Here is a 19,828-nt window from a genome sequence, read left to right on the forward strand (position 1 = left end):
CGCTTACTCCTGAGTCGCCGGCTCGCTGACGTGAATGCCGAACAGGCTGGCCTCGCCGGCGCTGCGGCCCAGCGATTCCGGCGCGGCGATGCGGCCGTCGCGCACCATCACGTGGCCGCCCTGCCCCTGGGCGCCGCCGATCACGCTGCCCACCAGGTAGGTGGGGAAGATGTCGGGGTCGTTCTCGTAGTTGGGGTTGTGGATCAGGCCGATCATCTGGAAGCGTCCGCGGGTGTTGCGCAGCGACTCCAGCGAGTCCTGGATCAGGCGGCGGTGCGAGAGCTTGGAGAACAGGCCGTCGAGCAGGATCACGCTCTCGCGGCTGGTGCGGGCGCGGCGGCGGTGGTGCCCCGGCAGTTCGCGCAGCTCGCGCTCGATGGCGAACTCGGAGAGCTTGACCAGCCACATCAGCGACACCGCCTCGCGCTGGCCTTCCGACATCTCCTCGTTGAGCGAGAACAGCCGCCCATGCGGGCGAATGGCGTCGTGCTTGAGGCGGATCGCCACGTCGTGGAACAGCCCGCGGTAGATGCGCCGGCGGATCTGCCGCAGCAGGTCGTCGTCGCGGCGGCGCGACTCGCCGTCGACCATGCCGCCGTCGCGCTCGGCGCGACGGCGCATGGCCGCCTGGTGCTCGTCGATGTCGGCCAGCAGCGTACTGATCAGCTCGCGCAGCTGGTCGGGGCCGATCAGCGAGGCCTTGACCTCGAAGAAGGCGCCGCCCTCGCCGCTGCTCCTGGCCACGCGCTTGAGGATGTCGAGGTTGCCGGCGGCATCCGAGATGATCGAGCTGAGGCGCTCCACCAGGGTGCCTTCGATCTGCTCGCGCGAGGCGTGCAGCCGCTCGACCCGTATCTTGTGGTCGTCGAGCTGGCCGGCAAGCTGGTCGTGCAGGTGCGAGAGGTCGTCCAGCGCCTCGGCGCTGGCGTGCGTCAGCCCGGCCAGGCGGGCACGCTCGGTGTCGCTGAACATGCGGCTGTGGGCCGCTTCGGCCAGGGCCTCGGCCAGCTTGCGCTCGCCGCCCTCGACCTGGCGTGCCTGACGCTCGCGGTTGCGCGCCTGCTCGCCCAGGTTGAGTTCGCCCAGGGCATCGACCAGGGTCTGCTGACAGGCCTCCAGCGCTTCGATGTCGAACTCGTCCTGCCCCTCGCTTGCGGCCATGTCGTGCCAGGCCTCGAGGGCGGCGTTGCGCGCCGCGTGCTCGTCCGCCTCCCCGGGCCAGCGGCTGGCCTCGGCGAGATCGACCAGCGCTGCCAGGCGCCGCGGCCAGCCCTCGGGCAGCTCGCGTAGCACCCGCAGCCACTCCACCGCCAGCTGATCGATGCAGGCCAGCGCCCGGCGCTGCTCGGCCAGGCGCGCCTCCAGGGCGTCGCGCTCCTCTCCCCGCGCCTTGCGCGTCTCGCGCAGCTCGCCCAGCTCGCGCCGCACCCGGGCGATCTCGCGCTCGAGCTTCTGGCTGCCGCCGGCGGCGTCGCGTACCTCCAGGTAGGCGCGAATGCGGGTGAAGTCGAAGTCGGCGCGGCGGGTCGCCCGGGCCTGGGCGGCTTCCAGCTCCTCCTGCACCTCGGCGGCAGTGGCCATGAAGTCGACGCCGCCCTCCGCTTCGAAGCGCGCCAGGGCACGCAGCCGGTCGCGCTCGCCGTCGCTGAAGATGCCGCGCAGCTGGGCCTCGGTCTCTTCCACCTGGCGCTTGAGCGTCTCGCGCTGCTCCTCGGCGGCGGCCAGTCGCACGCTCGCCTCGCTCAGGTGGCGTTCGAGTTCGGCGAGGCGCGCCTCCAGCGCCTGTAGCCGCTCGACGCCGCCGGCATCGCTGAACTGCTCGGCGGCGAGCCAGGTCTGGCCGTGAGCCTCCAGCTCGCGGGCCGCCGCTTCACGCAACGGTGCGAACTCGGCCAGCGCCGTCTCGGCTTCGAGCCGCGCCTCGGCGGCCTCCTGCTGAGCGAACTCGCCGCCCTCCTGCAGGTAGCGCTGGTAGTCGTCGATACAGGCAAGCGCGGCGTCGGTGAGCCGCGGCGCCAGCGCCGCCTCGCGCTCGGCCAGCGCGGCCTGGCGCTCGGCCAACGCCTCCAGGGCCATCTCGACGTCCGCCTCGTCGGCCTCGCGGGCGCGCAGCGCCAGAGCGAAGATCTCGCCATGGGGATCGAGCCGCTCGCATTCCACGGCCAGCGCCTTCTGCCGCTCGCGGTCGGCGACCAGCCGCTTCTCGGTGGCCTCGCGCAGCGCTTCCAGGTAGCTCGGGTCGAGCGCCGCCTTTACCGCCAGGGTCTCGACCCCGGCCACCGCGCCCAGGGGCGGCTCGCCCCGGGCCAGCAGCACGGCCAGCGCCTCGGCCTCGAACACCGGCAGCGCCAGGCCCGCCTCGATCAGCGTGGCGGCGGCAGCCTCGGCCGCCTCGCGCCCGGCCACCACCGGGGCGAACAGCACCCCGGCGGCCTGCACCAGCCACTCGCGGCGCTGCTCGGGGGTATGGGTGTCGACGTTGAGCACCGCATGCAGCGGCTGCCAGGCGATGCCGGCGTCGTCGAGGTGGCGATGGGCCTCGGCCTCCACCACGCGCCGCTCCAGCGGATCGCCGGCAAGGCTCTCCAGGTAGCGCTCGCGGGCGGCGATGTCGGCTTCCAGCGTCTCCGCTTCGCGCAGCAGCCGCGGATAGCGGCGCCGGGCGTCGGCCAGCCACTTCTCCGGGGTCAGCTCGCTGCGCTCGGCGAAGTCGAGCCGCGCCCGGTGCAGCGTGCGCAGGTGGTGCTCTTCGTCGAGCAGCCGCTTGCACTCGTCGCCCAGCTCTCGCTCCCGCTCGCGCAGGCGTGAGCGCAGGTGCACCGGCTCGTCATCGCCGTGCAGCTCAGCGTAACGACGGGCGGCCTCGGCCAGCGGTGCCAGCCGGGCCAGGGTGCGTTCGGCCTCCTGACGGCGCTGCTCGGCCTCGCGACAGTTCGATTCCAGCTCGGCCAGCGCGGTCTTGCGCCGCGTCCAGAAGCCGCTCACCTCTTCACCCGGCCAGCCCTCGACGAAGGCACGCCAGGGCGCCTGGCCGCGGGCCAGCAGGCCCTGCTCGCCGGTCAGACGCTCCCGCTCGCCGTTTAGCCGCTCACGCTCGCCGCGGGCGGTCTCGAAGGCGCCGAGCGCCTCGTCGCGACGCCGGGTCAGCTCGTCGAGGGACTCGGCCAGCTCGGCCTCGCGCTCCAGCTTCTCCTCGAGCCGCTCGGCCGGTGCGATGCCCGGGCACTCGCGGCGGTAGGCCTCATGCCAGGCGGCAACCTGCTTGAGCTCGCCGACGCGGCCCAGGTGCGCGTTGAGGGCACGGCGCGCGTCCGATGCCTGGGCCTTGGCCGCCTCGGCGCTGGCTTCGGGGGTCTCCAGCTCGGCCTCGCTGAACAGCCCCTCGGCCAGCGCCTGGGTGTAGAAGCTCTGGTTGTCGACGAAGTCGCGCTGCTGGGACTCCAGCCGCTCGCGCTCGTGCTCCATCTCGTCGCGGCGCTCGTCCAGCTCGGCGAGTTCGCGGGTCAGCTCCTCGAGATAGACCCCGTCGCCGATCACCTCCTCGCGGAAACGGTTGCCATCGGCGGCCTCGAAGGCGTCGGCGCCCTCGTCCAGCGCGCTCAGGGCGCGGTCGCGTGCCGTATCGTCGGCCAGGGCGTGGCTTTCGGCCAGCCACTCGCGGGCGGCCTTGAAGCTGACGTGGCCGACGTCGCGGTTGAGCGGCCACTCGGCCTGGGGCAGATGAATCAGCCGCCGGTGCACGTCGACCCGGGCGCCGCGTTCGGAGAGCGCCTGGCGCACGGCCCGCTCGGAAAGCCCCGAGAGCGTCGCCAGCAGCGAGGTGGAGACCCGCGGCCGCGAGGTATCGCCGGCGATCCAGGCGAAGCCATCCAGCGGAGCGGCGCCACGCGCTTCGGCGTCATCCTCGACGTCCACCTCGGCAGCGGCGCGGGGCAGCCCGGGCAGGCCCAGCAGTGCCTGGCCGCCCAGCAAGGCTTCGCTGGCCGCCAGGCCCTGGTCGAGCTCCATCAGCCGGGTGCGGGCGTCGCGCAGCGACTCGCCCTGCTCACGCAGCTCGGCCAGGCGCACCACCTTGTCGCTGGCGCGGCGCTGGTCGCTCTCGGCCTCCTCCAGCCGGTGGCGCAGCTCGGTGATGTTGGTGCCGGAGTTGAGGATCACCTCCTCGATCAGCTCCTCGCTCTCGTCGGTCTCGCCGCGGGTGGCGCCGGAGAGGATCTCGGGGGCCAGCACCTCGAAGAAGAACGCCTGGTCGGCCTTCTCGCCGGCGCGGGGCTTGATGGCGTTGAAGATCTGACTCTTGTCGGCGCCGCCCTCCTTCTGGAAGGCGGCGAGCTGGGCCAGCTCGCGACGGGAGACGTGGGCGCCCACCGCCTCCAGCCACTCCTCGCGGTTGTGGGTCAGGCGCACGCCGCGCTCGGCCATGGCCGCCTTGACGTCGCGGTTGGCGTAGAGCGCCAGCTTGCCGTCCAGGGTCAGGTGGTGCACCGGCACGTCCTCGAGGCGCCCGGCATAGTGGTAGAAGGAGAGCCCGCTGCCGTCGCTGTAGCCGTAGAAGCCGAACACGAAGGTCTCGCCGGCCACCTCCTCACCCGCCACGGCGAGCATGTCGTCCTGGCGCTCGAGCCCGCTGCGCGAGCGGAACTCCACGCGCAGGTGGCTCCAGCTACGTGCGCTGCCACCCACCGCCGAGGGCGAGCACTTGCGCCGGGTACGCGAGAGCAGCGTGCGATCCCGCGACAGCAGGCCGATCAGCGCTTCGGAGAGCGTGGTCTTGCCGAAGCCGTTCTCCATGCTGATGGCGCTCGACTGGCCGCGCAGGTCAAGCAGCAGGTGACGCATCTTGGCGTCCCAGGGCGAGGCCACGTCGCCGTGCTTGTTGAGCAGGTTGGCGACCTCGATGCGGTTGATCACGCTCATGCCTGGGTCTCCTCGTGCTCGTCGATGTCGGCTTCGTACGCTTCGTCCCGATAGCGGCCCTGGGCACGGCCCTGAGCCAACGCCTGCAGGTGGCCGAGCTGATGAATGCCGATCTGCTCGCTCTCCAGCGCGCCGAGCAGGGTCTGCTGCCACACCTCGCCGACGCTCTCCTCGGTGCCGGCACTCGCTTCGGCGTCGCGCAGGCCTTCGAGCAGCCCGGCGCGCACCTGCAGGTCGATGAAGGCGCGCACCCGGCGGCTGATGTCCTCACCGCGCTCCTCCAGCAGCACGCGGCTGGCTTCCGGGGCCTCCTCGCCCAGGGCGCGCAGCGATTCGAGCTGCTCGCGCATCAGCTCGGCGAGCTCGGCTCCGGCGAAGGTGGCCTCCTGGTAGCGGCTGACGTCGGAGAGCGCGCGGTTGTAGCGGGTATAGAGCAGCGTGTGCATCAGCAGCCACAGCTGCAGGTACCACTGGGCCAGCTCGGCGCGGCTCTCCTGGCGCAGCTTGAGCGCCTCGAACACCGGCTCGCGGGTGTAGAGCGGCGGCTGCTCCAGCTCCGGATCGGGCAGCAGCGCGTAGTAGCGCGAGCCGGGCGCGATGCCGGGATAGTCGCCGGACTCGAAGGCCTTCAGCCGCAAGCCTTGCCCGGCCAGGAAGTCGCGCAGCGCCTCGCGCTCGGCCTCGCTGGCGTCGTCGATCAGCGCGCAGACGTCGCGCTCGGAGAGCTGGCCCTCGCGAGCGGCGCGGCGCTTGCGCCCGCCGCCCGGGGTGCGTTCGGCCCTGCGGTAGCGCAGCAGGTAGGCGACCACTTCGCCCATCTCGGTCATGTTCATACTGGCTCGTCCTGATCGATGCGCGATATGTCGTTGGGCGCGGCAGCGGGCGCCTGCAAGGAATGCGGCGCGGCGGCGGGCGCCTGTAAGGAGTTCGGGGCGGCCCCGTGCGCCTGTAAGGAATGCGGCGCAGCTTCGGGCGCCTGTAAGGAATGCGGCGCGGTCCCGGGCGCCTGTAGAGAGAAGAAACCGAGAGAAGGCGTCACGGCCCCCTCGATGCGGCGGCCGTCGTCGAGTTCGAGCTCGAACGGCGTCGCGTCGATGCCCACCGTCAGCCCCGGGGCCAGCAGTTCGGTATCGACGAAGGTGTTGAGCAGTTGCGCCAGGCAGTCGCCCTCCTCGAAGCGGTGCCAGCCCTCGGACAGCGCCTCGGGCAGCGACAGCGGCGCGCGCTGGATACGCTTCCGCAACGCCGGGCCCCGCGCCTCGAGGAAACGCGCCAGCAGCGGGTCCCCGGGGGCGGCGTCGCGCGCCTCGTCGAACACCAGCGCCACCGGGCTGACCTCGGCGCGGCGGCTCTCGAGCAGCGGCACCAGCGGCGCCAGGCGCGGGAAGGTGGCTTGCACGTGCAGCGGCATCATGCGCGCCACCACGGCATCGCGCAGCGCGGGCGCGGGCGGCGCCTCGAGCAGCTGGCGCGCCATGTCCTGGAAGTCGATCACGCCCATGGCCTGGATGCGCCCCTCGGCGATGTCACCCAGCAACTCCGAGAGTCGCCGCGAGAGGTTCTCGATGGCGGTGAGCACCCGGCCGATGGCGCTTGCGAGCACACGCAGGTCCCAGTCGTCGGACTGCGCCTCGCGCCAGCTCTCGAAGCGCTCCATCAGGCGCGGCGTGGCGAGCTGGGAGCGGGCGTCGAGCAGGGTCTGCTGAATGTTGGTCAGCGCATTGTGGTAGTGGCGCTCGTTGTCGAGCAGCGCGGAGAGCTTGCCCTCGCGAGTGGGATTCTCGCGCACCCGCCGCAGCTCCTGGGTCAGGGCGCGGATCGCCAGCAGGATCTGGTTGGTGATGTCGGGAATGCGGGCGAAATCGCCCCGCGCCAGCGCCGCCAGCACCTTGGCGGCGTCGTATTCGGAATAGAGCAGGTCCTCCACCTGACTGGCCAGGGTCACCGCCTGGCGGCCGCTCGGGGTGAGGCGCACCTGGCCGGTCTGGCCCTGTTTCTCGATCAGCGCGGTGCGCTTGGTGCTGCGCCGGTTACGCTCCTCTGCCGTCGCGTCGTCGACCGTCGTCGGCGATGGCTGCCGGAAGTGGATCTCGCTGGGGGTGGCGAGCAGATTGATGACGAAGCTCAGGTCATCGTGGGGCAGGCCCGGGTACACCTCGCGCAGGTGGTTGAGACAGCGGGCCTGAGAGACGAAAGCGCTGTTGGTGGCGAAGTCCTCGTCGAGCAGGTAGTCGAGCAGCAGGCAGCCGAGGTCGAGCCAGTAGCCGTCGCGCAGGCCGCGGCGATGCTCCTGGCTCACCTGGACGAAGGGCGAACCGGGCTCGTGGGCGCTGTCGTGCAGGTCGATCAGCCGCGTCGTGGCGATCAGCAGCTTGCTCCAGGCGGTCATGGGGTCTTCCCTGCGGACGAAGAAAAGAGGGGCATTATGCCAAGCTCGGCCGTCCGGGTCATGACGTGGTGGCCCCTGTCTTTCTACGCTCACGGCCCGGCGTTCGACCACGCCGGCCGCAGCGCTTGAGGCCGGCCTGCTAGAGTTGTTGCTGGAAGAAGCGGGTCGCCAACGCCTCCACCTCCTCGAGCTTGCCCGGTTCCTCGAAAAGATGTGAGGCACCGGGCACGATGACCAGCTCGCATTCGCTGGCCGCGGTCATTTGCTCCTTGGCCTGCTGGTTGAGGCCGATGACAGGCTCGTCCAGCCCACCCACCAGCAACAGCGTGGGCGCCTTTACCTCCGCCAGGTGCCGGCCGGCCAGGTCAGGCCGCCCTCCGCGGGACACCACCGCGCGCACCTGCTCGGGCCGCTCGGCAGCGGCGATCAGCGCCGCTGCTGCCCCCGTGCTGGCGCCGAACAGGCCGATCGAGAGGTGCCGGGTCGGGTCGGCCGTCGCCACCCAGCCCACCGCCGCGGTCATTCGCGAGCCGATCAGGGGAATGTCGAAGCGCAGCTGCCGCGTATGCTCGTCGATCACGTGCTCCTCCGCTGTCAGCAGGTCGAACAGCAGCGTGGCCAGCCCCTGCTCGGCCAGGTGCTGCGCTACCCGGCGATTGCGCGAACTGAAGCGGCTACTGCCGCTGCCATGGGCAAAGACGACGATGCCGGTCGCCCCTTGGGGCAGGATCAGGTCCCCTTCCAGAGCAACGCCGTCGGCATCGATCACGACACGCCTGGGTGTGGTCGCCATACGGCTACCTCCTGCGTTTTCTCGTTCAGAACAAGTGTAGGCCTCTCAATGCGCTCGCTACACGCGTCCGCTGCTTTCCCCGGTGGCCATGCCGCCGGCGATCAGGTGCGCCACGCGCAGCGGTTCGGGCACGCTGCCGTGAGGCGTGGTGGCGCGCAGGGTCGCGGCCGCCTCCGCCAGGCTCAGCCCCACGCGCTGCACGTAGACGCCCTCGAGCGGCTCCATCTCGCCCAGGCGCTCGACCAGCGCCCACTTGCGCACCCCGCCGGGAATGCGCTCGAGCAGCGCCCGGCGCATGGCTCCCTGGCGTGGAGCCCGCCTTGCCACCACCAGCACCGGCAGCTCCAGCTCGGCGTGAAGCCGTACTGCGTCGACCACGTTGAAGCCGGCCAGCGCCACGCCCTGCAGCATGACGAGCTGCAGGTGGGCGGCAAAACGCGAGCCGCCGACCAGGCGGATCAACTCGCGGGTGCTGTTGACGCCGTCGCGGCGCACCCTGCCGGAGAGCACCCCCTCCAGGCGCTGCCCCGAGTAGACCGTGCCGACGATGGCCACGTCGCCGCGGTGGCGTCGCGGGAACGGACAATCGTCGAAGCCGACGATATGCGAGAATGTGCGCTGACGCGCGGTGCTTGCCATGGCTTCCGCCTCGAGTCGATAGCATCTTGCGAGTAGAACAACAGAGCAGGGAGTGCCTACATGATCGAACAGACGTTACAGCGGGTCTTCGGCTATGGCGACTTCCGCCCCGGCCAGCGCCCGGTCATCGAAGCGATAACCGCGGGGCGCTCCGCGGCGGCGATCTTCCCCACCGGCTCGGGCAAGTCGCTGTGCTACCAGTTGCCGGCCCTGCACCTGCCCCACCTCACCCTGGTGATCTCGCCGCTGCTGGCGCTGATGCAGGACCAGCTCGCCTTCCTCGCCCGCCACGGCATCGCCGCCGCCAGCATCGACTCGGGCCAGAGCCGCGAGGAGGCGGCCGCGGTGATGGAGGGCGTCAAGCGCGGCGAGATCCGCATCCTGATGGTCTCGGTGGAGCGGCTCAAGAACGAGCGCTTTCGCGCCTTCATCCGCCGCGTGCCGATCTCGCTGCTGGTGGTCGACGAGGCCCACTGCATTTCCGAGTGGGGCCACAACTTCCGCCCCGACTACCTCAAGCTGCCCCAGTATCGCCACGAGTTCGGCATCCCCCAGGTGCTGCTGCTGACTGCCACGGCCACGCCGCGGGTGATCGCCGACATGCGCGAGCGCTTCGATATCGCCGAGAGCGACGTCACCGCCACCGGCTTCTACCGCCCCAACCTCAACCTGGAGGTGGCGCCGGTGCCGGCCGAGATGCGTCCCCGCCGGCTGGTTGAGTGGCTGCGACCCAGGCTGGGCGACGCCCCGCCCCAGCCCACCATCGTCTACGTCACCCTGCAGCAGACCGCCGAGCGCCTGGCGGCCTACCTGACCAAGGCGGGGCTGGCCGCCACCGCCTACCACGCCGGACTCGACGGCGAGACCCGCGAGCGCATCCAGCACGACTTCATGGCCGGGCACACCGCCTGCATCGTCGCCACCATCGCCTTCGGCATGGGCATCGACAAGGCCGACATCCGCAACGTGGTGCACTTCGACCTGCCCAAGTCGGTCGAGAACTACAGCCAGGAGATCGGCCGTGCCGGCCGCGACGGCCAGCCTTCCGACTGCCTGATGCTGGCCGGTCGCGATCACGTCAACGTGCTGGAGAATTTCGTCTACGGCGACACCCCGGAGCCCCACGGCATCCGCCGCGTGCTCGATGAAATGACCCTTGCCGCCGGCGCCACGCGACAATGGCAACTGGTGCTCAACTCGCTCTCCCAGTACAGCAACATCCGCCCGCTGCCGCTCAAGACCCTGCTGGTGCAGCTCGAACTGCGCGGCATCATCGCGCCGCGCTACAGCTACTTCGCCGAATACCGCTTCCGCCTGCACGACGAGCCCGAGGCGCTGGTGGCCCGCTTCGAGGGCGAACGCGGCGCCTTCGTCCAGGCGGTCCTCGACGCCTCGCAGCGCGCCCGTACCTGGTTCAGCCTCGACTTCGCGGCCCTCGAGCGGCTGGGCGAGGAACGCGGCCTCAACGTCGATCGCGCTCGCGTGCTCACCGCGCTGGACTACTTCGTCGCCCAGGGCTGGATGGTGCTCGAGAGCAAGCAGATGACCGAGGTCTATGAGGTGCTGCGCGACGACATCGACCCCGCCGCCCTGACCGAGGAGCTGCACGCCTATTTCCGCGACAAGGAGCGTGCCGAGGTCGAGCGCCTTCATGCGATGCTGGCCCTGTTCGAGAGCGCCTCGTGTCTCAGCCGCCGCCTCGCGGAATGGTTCGGTGACGAACGCGCGCCCGAGCAGTGCGGCCACTGCTCGGCCTGCCGCGGCCAGGTCGCCCGATTGCCCGCCCCCGCGCCGCTGGCACCGCTGGAGGAGAGCGACGCCGGGCAGCTCGCGGACGAGCTGGTGCAGCAATTGGCCAGCAGCGACGAGGCCCACCCCGTCACGCCCGACCTGCTGGCACGCTTCCTATGCGGCCTGAGCGGCCCCCTGCTGACCCGCCTCAAGGCACGCCGCCTGGCAGGCTTCGGGACACTGGAGGCCTATCGCTACGCGGAGGTGCGTGAGTGGCTGAACCGGCGCTGAGGGGCAAGATCAGCGCAGCCAACCCAGGCGCTGGAGCGCGATCATCAGCAGATGCACCGGCAGGTAGACCGCCACCGGCCAGAGCAGCGTCAGGCCCGTGAGATAGAGCAGCGGGTCAAGCGTTTCCTGGGGCTGGCCGAAAGGCCCGTGCACCCAGTTGATGTTGCGCTCGGGCTCGGTCGCCACATAGCTAAGCGGCACCACGACCCAGGTCAGCGCCGCCTGCCACGGCAGCGCCCGGCGGTCATAGCCCAGCCAGCAGACGGCCACGCCCGCCACCACCGGCAGCACCAGGTGGTAGAGGGACAGCAGCCGAGTCACCGGCGGCTGTTCGGCATCGAACATGTACTCGGTGCCACCGATGGGATGCACGCCGGTGAGCCAGGCGGTGCCGACGTCCACCGCCCACAGGCTGCCCACCAGCAGCACCGACAGCAGCTGCATCGAGATCAACCGCCGGCTCTCGCACCATAGCCCTACCAGAATCAGGAAGTTGGCCAGGTTGCACAACCAGAAGTAGTTCTGCGGCCCCAGCAGCGCCCAGTAGGTCGGCGCCCAGACGAGGATCCAGGCGCTGAACGCCAGCTTCAGCCAGAGAGGCAGACGAGGCTGGTGGAGATGCCGAGGCACGCCGTGAGCCATCGAAGCCCTCCTTGTCCGTGTGCCTTTACTCTAGCAGCCTGTCGTTCAGGGCTCGTCGTCGCCGAGGCCATGGCGCTTGAGCTTGTTGGCTATGGTGGTGTGCGACACCCCTAGGCGCCTGGCCAGCTGGCGGCTGGAGGGGTACTGCGGGTAGAGGGCGGCCAGCACGCGCCGCTCCACGTCGCCCATGATGTCGGCCAGGCTGCCGTCGAGGTCGATGCCGGAGAGCCCCGGTGCCGCGCCCACGTCGGGCAGCCGCAGGTGTCCCGGCTCGATGGCGTCGCCCTCGCACAGCGACACCGCCTGGAACAGCACGTTCTCCAGCTGACGGACGTTGCCCGGCCAGTGGTAGGTGGAGAGCCGAGCCAGCGCCGCCGCCGACAGCCCGGGCATGCGACAGCCGATCTGGCGCGCCGCTCGGTCGATGAAGTGCCGCGCCATGGCCTCGATGCCGTCGAGGCAGTCGCGCAGCGGCGGCACCGCCAGCGACAGCACGTTGAGGCGATGGTAGAGGTCGTGGCGGAAGTGGCCCTCGGCGCACAGCTTGGGCAGGTCCTGCTGGGTGGCGCAGATCACCCGCACGTCGAGGTAGGTCTCCTCGTCGCTGCCCACCCGGCGGAATCCGCCATCCTGCAGGAAGCGCAGCAGCTTGACCTGCAACCGTGGGCTCATCTCGCCCACCTCGTCGAGGAAGATGGTCCCCCCCGCGGTCATCTCCAGCAGGCCGAGCTTGCCCTCGGGGCGCGCGCCCTCGAAGGCGCCCGGCGCATAGCCGAACAGCTCAGTCTCGGCCATCGACTCCGGCAGCCCGGCACAGTTGAGCGCCATGAACGGCGCCTGCCCGCGCGCGCTGGCCAGGTGGCAGGCGCGCGCCAGCAGCTCCTTGCCGGTGCCGGTCTCGCCGTGGATCAAGAGCGGCGCATCCAGCGGCGCCATGCGCCGCGCCTCGCGGATCAGTGCGGCGAGCCTGGGGCTCGCCTGAAACAGCGCATCGAAGCCGCGCAGCTCCTGCCGCTGGACCTGGTAGATGCGCTCGCCGATGCGGTCGGCGCTGTGCAGGGTCACCACGGCGCCGGCCAGGGAGGCCACGTCGTCATGATGCTCGCGGTGCAGCGGGGCGATGTCGGCGAGGAAGGTGGCGTCGCGCAGCTTGATGCGCAGGCCGTTGACCCGCGCGTTGTTGCGCCGGATCAGCGCCGGCAGATCCACGTCGGGCAGGTAGCGGTTGAGCGAAAGCCCCGGCACCTCGTCGATGCGCACCCCGAGCAGCTGCCCGGCGGCGCGGTTGGCGGCGACGATGTGCCCTTCCATGTCGATCGACATCACCGGGTCGGAGAGCGACGACAACAGCGCGTCGAGCTCCAGGTGACGCCGTTCGCTCGGCATCAGGCTGACCCGGCGCACCCCGAACACGCCGGGCACCGCCTCGAGTTCCGGCTTGAGCGTGGCCAGCTGGGCGTTGAGCAGGTTGGGAATGTGCAGGTAAATGGCGTTGCCGTGCTCGCCTCCCACTTCGCCACGCGCCACGTTGAGGCCGTAATCGACGAAGTGGGAGACGATGTCGCGCAGGATGCCGATGCGATTCTGGCAGTGAAATCTCAATCTCATGGAGCTGGCGCCTTACAGCAGAGAGGGAACGGCGGGCACAGGCGAAGCCGAAAAGAGACGTCAAGCGGACGTGACTCACCTGTAAAGATAACGTGACACCCGAGGCAGTACAAACCCGAAGCCAGGCCGAGCTGCGGAAGGTCGACGGAGCGGCGGCACGCGACGTCAGGATTTCTTTACGCCAGCCCCGTTTCGACGCCTCGACATACCCTCACGGCGCTGGGAAAGCCGTGGCGCGCCGGCCCTACACTCGAGGCAAGAGGTTCGCGAGACAACCACAAGACCTGCCGACCGGAGTTCCCCATGACGTCAGCCAACCCGACCCTCAGCGATGTGGCCAGCAAGACCGGCTATCGCGCGCGACTGCCCGACGCCAGCGGCTTCATCCAGTGGCCCGACGAGGACAACGCCACCTGGCAGACCCTGATGCAGCGCCAGCTCGGCATGCTGGAGGGACGCGTCTGCCAGGAGTACCTCGACGGCCTGGAACGGCTCGCCCTGCCCGTGGACCGGATTCCCCAGCTCGGCGACATCGACCGGGTACTCGAAGCCAGCACCGGCTGGCGCACGGCCCAGGTGCCGGCGCTGATCCCCTTCGATACCTTCTTCGAGCTGCTGGCCAACCGGCGCTTTCCGGTGGCCACCTTCATCCGCACCCCGGAGGAACTCGATTACCTCAAGGAACCGGACATCTTCCACGAGATCTTCGGCCACTGCCCGATGCTCACCAACCCGGCCTTTGCCGAATTCACCGCCACCTATGGCCGCCTCGGGCTCGCCGCCGAACCCAAGGAGCGGGTCTACCTGGCACGACTGTACTGGATGACGGTGGAGTTCGGCCTGGTCGACACGCCGGCCGGCCGGCGCATCTACGGCGGCGGCATCATCTCCTCGCCCAAGGAGACCCTGCACGCACTGTCCGACGCCCCCGTGCATCTGCCCTTCGACCCCATCGAGGCCCTGCGCACCCCTTACCGCATCGACATCCTGCAGCCGCTCTACTACGTGCTTGACGATCTCTCTACCCTGCACGAGCTTTCACAGCAGGACATCATGGGCATGGTGCACCGGGCCATGGAGCTCGGCCTGCACACGCCGCGCTTCGAGCCGGCGCCCAAGGCCGCCAAGGCGTGATGCCAGCCCTGCGACAATCCCCCTTTTCGCCACGAAGACGAGGAACCAACATGAGCCAACTGTCCGAACAGCAGTGCGAAGCCTGCAGCTGGGACGCCCCCCACGTCAGCGATGCCGAGATCGACACGCTCAAGCGCGACATTCCCGAGTGGAGTGTGGTGGAGCGCGACGGCATCAAGCAGCTCGAGCGGGTATTCAAGTTTCGCAACTTCAAGCAGGCGCTGGCCTTTACCAACCGGGTCGGCGAGATCGCCGAGGAAGCGGGCCATCACCCCGCCCTGCTGACGGAATGGGGCAAGGTCACCGTGACCTGGTGGTCGCATGAGATGAAAGGGCTGCACAAGAACGACTTCATTCTCGCCGCGCGTACCGACAAGGTCGCCGCCGAGGGCTGAGGCGCCTGGCCTCGCCCGGCGCTCTCCGCGTCGGGCGAGGCCGCTGCCAGCGCCCCCTCTTCACCTCCTTGCACGATGTCGCACAGCGCTGCGGGGCAATCTCTCCCGCCATCTATCGTCTTTTGCTTACATGGCAAATGGCGATATGCCTCTCTTCTCCCCCACCGGGTTCGTTTAGCTTGGAGCACGAGGCCATCCGTGTCTCAGGCATTTCCAGAAGAAAAACACTTCACGAAGAGGAAAACACGATGAAGGGAGTCGTACAGGCAACCCTGCTGGCGCTGGCGCTGAGCTTCACCTCGCTGGCCATGGCCCAGGACGTGGCGCCGATCAACGTCAACACCGCCGATGCGGAACTGCTCGCCGAACTGCCGGGCGTCGGCCCGAGCCGGGCACAGGCGATCATCGAGGATCGCGAGGCCAACGGGAACTTCGAAAGCGCCGACGACCTGACCCGGGTCAGCGGCATCGGATCGGCCACCGTGGATGGCTTCCGCGACCAGGTGGCTTTCTAGAGCGCTGGAGCGGCTTGCACGAAAACGCGACGAGGCCGGCAGTTGCCGGCCTCGCCGTCGTTCCGGGCAGGGCGGTTGTTATAGCCGAAGGCCGCCGTCGCACTCGATCACGCGGCCGGTGAAGTAGTCGTTCTCGAAGATGAAGGCCACGCTCTGGGCGATATGGTCGGGATCGCCCAGTCGCTTGAGCGGCACCCCCGCGGTCAGCTTGTCGAGCATCTCCTCGCGCATCGAGGCGGTCATGTCGGTCTCGATGAAGCCCGGCGCCACCGCCCCCACGCGGATCCCGTAGCGTGAAAGCTCCCTCGCCCAGGTGGTGGTCAGCGCCACCACGGCAGCCTTGGCGGCGGCATAGTTGCTCTGCCCCATGTTGCCGGCGCGCGAAATGCTGGAGATATTGACGATCACCCCGTCATGACCAGCCTCGACCATCTGGGTGGCCGCCTCGCGGCCGCACAGGAACACACCGGTGAGGTTGACGTCGATCACCGACTGCCACTGCGCCAGCGACATGGTCTTCTCGACCCTGCCGTCCTTCGCCTTGACCAGCAGGGCGTCGCGCAGGATACCGGCATTGTTGACCAGCCCGCGGACAGGCCCCAGGGTGGCCGCCACATCGCCGAAGGCCTGCTTCACCGAGGCCTCGTCGGCCACATTGACACGGAATGCGCCCGCCTCGATGCCTTCCGCAAGCAGGGCGGACACGGCCTGGTCCAACGCCTCCGCATCCATGTCCATCAGCGCCAGGGCGGCCCCCTGACGACCCAGGCGACGCGCCATGGCGAAGCCAAGGCCCCGGGCACCGCCGGTGATGGCTATCACGCTCTTGTCCAGTTTCATTCGCTGTCCCCTATAGATAGTGAACCGGTCGATGCCTGCTCGCTCGGGAGCCAGGCATCCCGTCCCGCTGTTGTCGTCATGCTGCTCTCGCCTTGCACTCATTTCGGCAGAAGGCTCGATCGACTTGAGCGGTGAAACGTTGATTGTGCGTTGCAGCACAAGAATATCATGATCTCCCGTCACACACCCGGTGCGCTTGAAATCCCCTTCTCAGCCCCCATGTCCCTCACATCGCCACCCCCGGAGACAACATGCCGTTACTCATCTTCTTTACGCTCTTCGCCCTGCTCGACTTCATCGTGCTGTTCTCCGTGGGCAGCCAGATCGGCCTGCTGCCCACCCTCGTCATGGTGCTGGCCACCGGTTTCATCGGGCTCCACCTGATTCGCCGCCAGGGTACCGCCACCCTCGCCCGTGCACGCCAGCGCCTGGCCCAGGGCGAACTGCCCTCCAGCGAACTGCTCACCGGTGCGGCACTGATCTTCGGCGGCGCGCTGATGCTCGCCCCCGGCTTCCTGTCCGATGCGCTCGGCCTGCTCTGTGTCGTGCCCGGTGCGCGACGCCAGGTCGCCCGTCTGCTGGCGCTGGCCAACCTTCGCCTGCATGGCGCGGCCCAGCGCAGCGCGTCTGGCCCCTCGGGGCACGGCGAGGGTTGGCAGCGCCCCGAGGGCGAACCCCGCGCGCGCGCCACTCGGGAAGAAGGAGAGCCCAGCGGGGACGACGGGCAGCCGCTGGAAGGCGACTTCATCAGTCGCAACGAGCCGCGCCGCTAGGCAGCGACCGCACCGCCGCCCAAGGCGAAAATTTTTTATCGCAAGGCCTTGAAAGGAGTTTGCCCGGCCCCATTTCACGGTCAGCACCAGGCTACGGTGCCGAGTGGAACTCGGCATCTTTGACAAGGAAGGCGTCCTCGCCTCCACCTTCCGGGTCACTGGAAGGGAATGATGAACCGCCATGCCATGCATGGCACCACTGACCATCAGGAGAACGTGAGCAATGAACATCCGTCCCTTGCACGATCGCGTCGTCATCCGTCGCGTTGAAGAAGAGCAAAAAACTGCTGGCGGCATCGTGCTTCCGGGCAACGCCCAGGAAAAGCCGACTCGTGGCGAAGTGCTCGCCGTCGGTAACGGCCGGATTCTCGACAACGGTGACGTTCGCCCGCTGGACGTCAAGGTCGGCGACACCGTGATTTTCAAGGAAGGCTTTGGCGTCGAGAAGCAGAAGATCGATGGCGAGGAAGTCCTGATCATGAGCGAGTCCGACATTCTCGCCGTGGTCGAAGGCTGAGCCAGCGCACCTACTCCGTTCCCATAAGACGTTCACGAACTCACAGGAAGTAACGAAAAATGGCAGCGAAACAAGTCAAATTCTCCGATGACGCCCGCAAGCGCATGGCCCGTGGCGTTGACGTTCTGGCCAACGCCGTCAAGGCCACCCTGGGCCCGAAAGGCCGCAACGTGGTACTGGAAAAGTCCTTCGGCGCCCCGACCGTGACCAAGGACGGCGTCTCCGTCGCCAAGGAGATCGAACTCAAGGACAAGTTCGAGAACATGGGCGCGCAGATGGTCAAGGAAGTCGCCTCCAAGACCTCCGACGTCGCCGGTGACGGCACCACTACCGCCACCGTGCTGGCCCAGTCCATCGTCACCGAGGGCATGAAGGGCGTGACCGCCGGCATGAACCCGATGGACCTGAAGCGCGGCATCGACCAGGCCGTCATCGCCGCGGTCAAGGAGATCGAGGCCCTGGCCGTGCCCTGCACCGACTCCAAGGCCATCGCCCAGGTCGGCACCATCTCCGCCAACGGCGACAAGCGCATCGGCGAGATCATCGCCGAAGCCATGCAGAAAGTCGGCAAGGAAGGCGTCATTACCGTCGACGAGGGCCGTGGCTTCGAGGACGAGCTGGAAGTCGTGGAAGGCATGCAGTTCGACCGCGGCTACCTGTCGCCCTACTTCGTGACCAACCAGGACACCATGGCGGTCGAGCTCGAAGACCCCTACCTGCTGCTGGTCGACAAGAAGATCTCCAACATCCGCGAACTGCTGCCGGTGCTGGAAGCCGTCGCCAAGTCCGGCAAGCCGCTGGCGATCATCGCCGAGGACATCGAAGGCGAAGCGCTGGCCACGCTGGTGGTCAACAACATGCGCGGCATCGTCAAGGTGGCAGCCGCCAAGGCCCCCGGCTTCGGCGATCGTCGCAAGGCCATGCTGCAGGATATCGCCATCCTGACCAACGGCACCGTGATCTCCGAGGAAGTGGGTCTGACCCTGGAGCAGGCCAACCTGGATCACCTGGGCAGCGCCAAGCGCATCACCATGTCCAAGGAGAACACCACCATCATCGACGGCGCCGGTAACGAGGGCGACATCGAGGCCCGCGTCAACCAAATCCGCGCGCAGATCGAGGAGACCTCTTCCGACTACGACCGCGAGAAGCTGCAGGAGCGTGTCGCCAAGCTGGCCGGCGGCGTTGCCGTCATCCGCGTCGGTGCCGCCACCGAGGTGGAGATGAAGGAGAAGAAGGCTCGCGTCGAGGACGCCCTGCACTCCACTCGCGCCGCCGTCGAGGAAGGCGTGGTGCCTGGCGGTGGTACCGCCCTGGTCCGCGTGCTGACCAAGATCAAGGACCTCAAGGGCGAGAACGAGGACCAGACCCACGGCATCGCCATCGCGCTGCGCGCCATGGAGTCTCCGCTGCGCCAGATCGTGACCAACGCCGGTCAGGAAGCCTCCGTGATCCTCAACGAGGTCAAGGCAGGCCAGGGCAACTTCGGCTACAACGCCCAGACCGGCGAGTTCGGCGACCTGTTCGAGATGGGCGTGCTGGACCCGGCCAAGGTAACCCGTACCGCGCTGCAGTCCGCCGGTTCCGTGGCTGGCCTCATGATCACCACCGAGTGCATGATCGCCGACGATCCGGAAGAGAAGGAAGGCGGCCCGGACATGGGCGGCATGGGTGGAATGGGTGGCATGGGCGGCATGATGTAAGCCGGCCATAACCCGAGCCCTACGCAAGCCCCGCCTCGTGCGGGGCTTGTGCTTTTTGGGCTACCATCGCCTTTTCTCCGACAGCAAGCCTGCCCCATGCTCGCCAATATCCGTATCGTCCTCGTCCAGACCTACCACCCCGGCAACATCGGCGCCTCGGCGCGGGCCATGAAGACCATGGGCCTGACCGACCTGGTGCTGGTCAAGCCGCGCCGCTTTCCCGACAGCGAGGCCACGCGCCTGGCCGCCGGCGCCGAGGATGTGATCGACAGTGCGCGCGTGGTCGGCTCACTTGAGGAGGCCATCGCCGACTGCGTACAGGTGGTGGGCGCCAGCGCCCGGCTGCGCAGCCTGCCGCTACCCCACTTCGATGAACCCGAGGCGATGGCCCGTGAGCTCGTCGCCCATGCGGCGGACGATCCGGTGGCGCTGGTATTCGGTCGCGAGCGCTTCGGGCTGACCAATGACGAGATCCGCTGCTGCAGCCATCAGGTCAGCATCCCGTCCAATCCCGACTATGGCATTCTCAACCTCTCCCAGGCGGTACAGGTGCTCGCCTACGAGACGTTCAAGGCGTGGCGCCGGCGGCCCGAGAGCGACCACCGCCAGCCCCGCCCCGCCGAGGAGCGCCAGCCGACCCGCGAACAGCTCGAGCATTTTCACGCGCACCTGGGCCGCGTGATGCAGGCCAGCGGTTTCCTGACCCAGCCTCACGCCCGCACCGAGGCCCAGCTGCAGGCCCTGTTCGCCCGGGCTCGGCCCAGCCGCAAGGAACTCTCCCTGCTTCGCGGCCTGCTTCGGTCGCTGGAAGAATCGGCCGGGGGCGGCTAGGCTTCGATTAGCCTTTATCCGACCGTTTTCACCGTGCCGTCATGGCAATGTCATCCGCCTATGGGATAAAGGCCCATGCCCCGCCAGGGCAGAAAAGACAAGGGATACTG

General features: G+C 68.8%; 16 protein-coding genes. 8 read left to right on the forward strand and 8 right to left on the reverse strand.

The genetic code is table 11. The features are described 5' to 3' along the window. Positions 1 to 3: 3 nt before the first annotated feature. The 5 genes from DIS04_RS02545 to DIS04_RS02565 form a co-directional block, all read right to left on the reverse strand. The gene (locus tag DIS04_RS02545; protein ID WP_111412144.1) at positions 4 to 4,917 is read right to left on the reverse strand and encodes a coiled-coil domain-containing protein; all 4,914 of its coding nucleotides are present in this window, start codon (positions 4,915 to 4,917) and stop codon (positions 4 to 6) included. Continuing rightward, positions 4,914 to 5,750, reverse strand: a complete 837-nt coding sequence (locus DIS04_RS02550) for a hypothetical protein (RefSeq protein ID WP_111412145.1) — start codon at positions 5,748 to 5,750, stop codon at positions 4,914 to 4,916. The genes DIS04_RS02545 and DIS04_RS02550 overlap by 4 nt, the downstream gene beginning before the upstream one ends. Further along, the gene (locus DIS04_RS02555; protein WP_245904461.1) at positions 5,747 to 7,306 is read right to left on the reverse strand and encodes a hypothetical protein; all 1,560 of its coding nucleotides are present in this window, start codon (positions 7,304 to 7,306) and stop codon (positions 5,747 to 5,749) included. The genes DIS04_RS02550 and DIS04_RS02555 overlap by 4 nt, the downstream gene beginning before the upstream one ends. A 139-nt stretch (positions 7,307 to 7,445) precedes the next feature. Beyond that, on the reverse strand, positions 7,446 to 8,099 hold the full coding sequence (locus tag DIS04_RS02560) for a dienelactone hydrolase family protein (RefSeq protein WP_111412146.1): 654 nt from the start codon (positions 8,097 to 8,099) through the stop codon (positions 7,446 to 7,448). Between the two features lie 57 nt (positions 8,100 to 8,156). Next, on the reverse strand, positions 8,157 to 8,738 hold the full coding sequence (locus tag DIS04_RS02565) for an endonuclease dU (RefSeq protein ID WP_111412147.1): 582 nt from the start codon (positions 8,736 to 8,738) through the stop codon (positions 8,157 to 8,159). Positions 8,739 to 8,798: 60 nt separating this feature from the next. Between DIS04_RS02565 and DIS04_RS02570 the strand changes: the two genes are divergently transcribed. Beyond that, entirely contained in the window at positions 8,799 to 10,760 is a 1,962-nt protein-coding gene (locus DIS04_RS02570) for a RecQ family ATP-dependent DNA helicase (RefSeq protein ID WP_111412148.1), read from the forward strand. Positions 10,761 to 10,769: 9 nt separating this feature from the next. On the opposite strand, the gene DIS04_RS02575 is transcribed toward DIS04_RS02570, so the two are convergent. Further along, on the reverse strand, positions 10,770 to 11,402 hold the full coding sequence (locus tag DIS04_RS02575) for a hypothetical protein (protein ID WP_111412149.1): 633 nt from the start codon (positions 11,400 to 11,402) through the stop codon (positions 10,770 to 10,772). Positions 11,403 to 11,447: 45 nt separating this feature from the next. Continuing rightward, on the reverse strand, positions 11,448 to 13,010 hold the full coding sequence (locus DIS04_RS02580) for a sigma-54-dependent transcriptional regulator (protein WP_111412150.1): 1,563 nt from the start codon (positions 13,008 to 13,010) through the stop codon (positions 11,448 to 11,450). Between the two features lie 303 nt (positions 13,011 to 13,313). Between DIS04_RS02580 and phhA the strand changes: the two genes are divergently transcribed. The 3 genes from phhA to DIS04_RS02595 all read left to right on the forward strand — a co-directional run bounded on the left by phhA (position 13,314) and on the right by DIS04_RS02595 (position 15,054). Further along, entirely contained in the window at positions 13,314 to 14,144 is an 831-nt protein-coding gene (phhA, locus tag DIS04_RS02585) for a phenylalanine 4-monooxygenase (RefSeq protein WP_111412151.1), read from the forward strand. Between the two features lie 50 nt (positions 14,145 to 14,194). Next, positions 14,195 to 14,539: a 4a-hydroxytetrahydrobiopterin dehydratase gene (locus DIS04_RS02590; RefSeq protein ID WP_111412152.1), complete on the forward strand. Its 345-nt coding sequence runs from the start codon at positions 14,195 to 14,197 to the stop codon at positions 14,537 to 14,539. 248 nt (positions 14,540 to 14,787) lie between these two features. Then, complete coding sequence (locus tag DIS04_RS02595) at positions 14,788 to 15,054, forward strand: ComEA family DNA-binding protein (RefSeq protein ID WP_111412153.1); 267 nt, start codon at positions 14,788 to 14,790, stop codon at positions 15,052 to 15,054. A gap of 78 nt (positions 15,055 to 15,132) precedes the next feature. Here the strand turns inward: DIS04_RS02595 and DIS04_RS02600 are convergent, their stop codons facing one another. After that, positions 15,133 to 15,894, reverse strand: coding sequence for an SDR family oxidoreductase (locus DIS04_RS02600; protein WP_111412154.1), 762 nt, complete (start codon positions 15,892 to 15,894; stop codon positions 15,133 to 15,135). A 251-nt stretch (positions 15,895 to 16,145) separates the two neighbouring features. Here DIS04_RS02600 and DIS04_RS02605 point away from each other — a divergent pair, with 251 nt between their 5' ends. From DIS04_RS02605 to DIS04_RS02620, 4 genes are all read left to right on the forward strand, one after another. Further along, positions 16,146 to 16,667 carry an FxsA family protein gene (locus DIS04_RS02605; RefSeq protein WP_111412155.1) on the forward strand — a complete coding sequence of 174 codons (522 nt, stop codon included), beginning with the start codon at positions 16,146 to 16,148 and terminating at the stop codon, positions 16,665 to 16,667. Between the two features lie 223 nt (positions 16,668 to 16,890). Beyond that, positions 16,891 to 17,184, forward strand: coding sequence for a co-chaperone GroES (locus DIS04_RS02610; RefSeq protein WP_111412156.1), 294 nt, complete (start codon positions 16,891 to 16,893; stop codon positions 17,182 to 17,184). A gap of 59 nt (positions 17,185 to 17,243) precedes the next feature. Next, positions 17,244 to 18,887: a chaperonin GroEL gene (gene groL, locus DIS04_RS02615; RefSeq protein ID WP_111412157.1), complete on the forward strand. Its 1,644-nt coding sequence runs from the start codon at positions 17,244 to 17,246 to the stop codon at positions 18,885 to 18,887. Positions 18,888 to 18,983: 96 nt separating this feature from the next. Next, positions 18,984 to 19,718 (forward strand): RNA methyltransferase, encoded by a 735-nt coding sequence (locus tag DIS04_RS02620; RefSeq protein WP_111412158.1) that lies wholly within the window; start codon positions 18,984 to 18,986, stop codon positions 19,716 to 19,718. Positions 19,719 to 19,828 lie beyond the last annotated feature (110 nt).

The sequence above is a fragment of the Billgrantia lactosivorans genome (assembly GCF_003254665.1).
Lineage (GTDB): Bacteria > Pseudomonadota > Gammaproteobacteria > Pseudomonadales > Halomonadaceae > Halomonas > Halomonas lactosivorans.

What these genes read in the sequence shown, in the direction of transcription:
- DIS04_RS02545 (WP_111412144.1), bottom strand. Translation starts at nt 4,917, where the DNA reads ATGAGCGTGATCAACCGCATCGAGGTCGCCAACCTGCTCAACAAGCAC.
- DIS04_RS02550 (WP_111412145.1), bottom strand. Translation starts at nt 5,750, where the DNA reads ATGAACATGACCGAGATGGGCGAAGTGGTCGCCTACCTGCTGCGCTAC.
- DIS04_RS02555 (WP_245904461.1), bottom strand. Translation starts at nt 7,306, where the DNA reads ATGACCGCCTGGAGCAAGCTGCTGATCGCCACGACGCGGCTGATCGAC.
- DIS04_RS02560 (WP_111412146.1), bottom strand. Translation starts at nt 8,099, where the DNA reads ATGGCGACCACACCCAGGCGTGTCGTGATCGATGCCGACGGCGTTGCT.
- DIS04_RS02565 (WP_111412147.1), bottom strand. Translation starts at nt 8,738, where the DNA reads ATGGCAAGCACCGCGCGTCAGCGCACATTCTCGCATATCGTCGGCTTC.
- DIS04_RS02570 (WP_111412148.1), top strand. Translation starts at nt 8,799, where the DNA reads ATGATCGAACAGACGTTACAGCGGGTCTTCGGCTATGGCGACTTCCGC.
- DIS04_RS02575 (WP_111412149.1), bottom strand. Translation starts at nt 11,402, where the DNA reads ATGGCTCACGGCGTGCCTCGGCATCTCCACCAGCCTCGTCTGCCTCTC.
- DIS04_RS02580 (WP_111412150.1), bottom strand. Translation starts at nt 13,010, where the DNA reads ATGAGATTGAGATTTCACTGCCAGAATCGCATCGGCATCCTGCGCGAC.
- phhA (WP_111412151.1), top strand. Translation starts at nt 13,314, where the DNA reads ATGACGTCAGCCAACCCGACCCTCAGCGATGTGGCCAGCAAGACCGGC.
- DIS04_RS02590 (WP_111412152.1), top strand. Translation starts at nt 14,195, where the DNA reads ATGAGCCAACTGTCCGAACAGCAGTGCGAAGCCTGCAGCTGGGACGCC.
- DIS04_RS02595 (WP_111412153.1), top strand. Translation starts at nt 14,788, where the DNA reads ATGAAGGGAGTCGTACAGGCAACCCTGCTGGCGCTGGCGCTGAGCTTC.
- DIS04_RS02600 (WP_111412154.1), bottom strand. Translation starts at nt 15,894, where the DNA reads ATGAAACTGGACAAGAGCGTGATAGCCATCACCGGCGGTGCCCGGGGC.
- DIS04_RS02605 (WP_111412155.1), top strand. Translation starts at nt 16,146, where the DNA reads ATGCCGTTACTCATCTTCTTTACGCTCTTCGCCCTGCTCGACTTCATC.
- DIS04_RS02610 (WP_111412156.1), top strand. Translation starts at nt 16,891, where the DNA reads ATGAACATCCGTCCCTTGCACGATCGCGTCGTCATCCGTCGCGTTGAA.
- groL (WP_111412157.1), top strand. Translation starts at nt 17,244, where the DNA reads ATGGCAGCGAAACAAGTCAAATTCTCCGATGACGCCCGCAAGCGCATG.
- DIS04_RS02620 (WP_111412158.1), top strand. Translation starts at nt 18,984, where the DNA reads ATGCTCGCCAATATCCGTATCGTCCTCGTCCAGACCTACCACCCCGGC.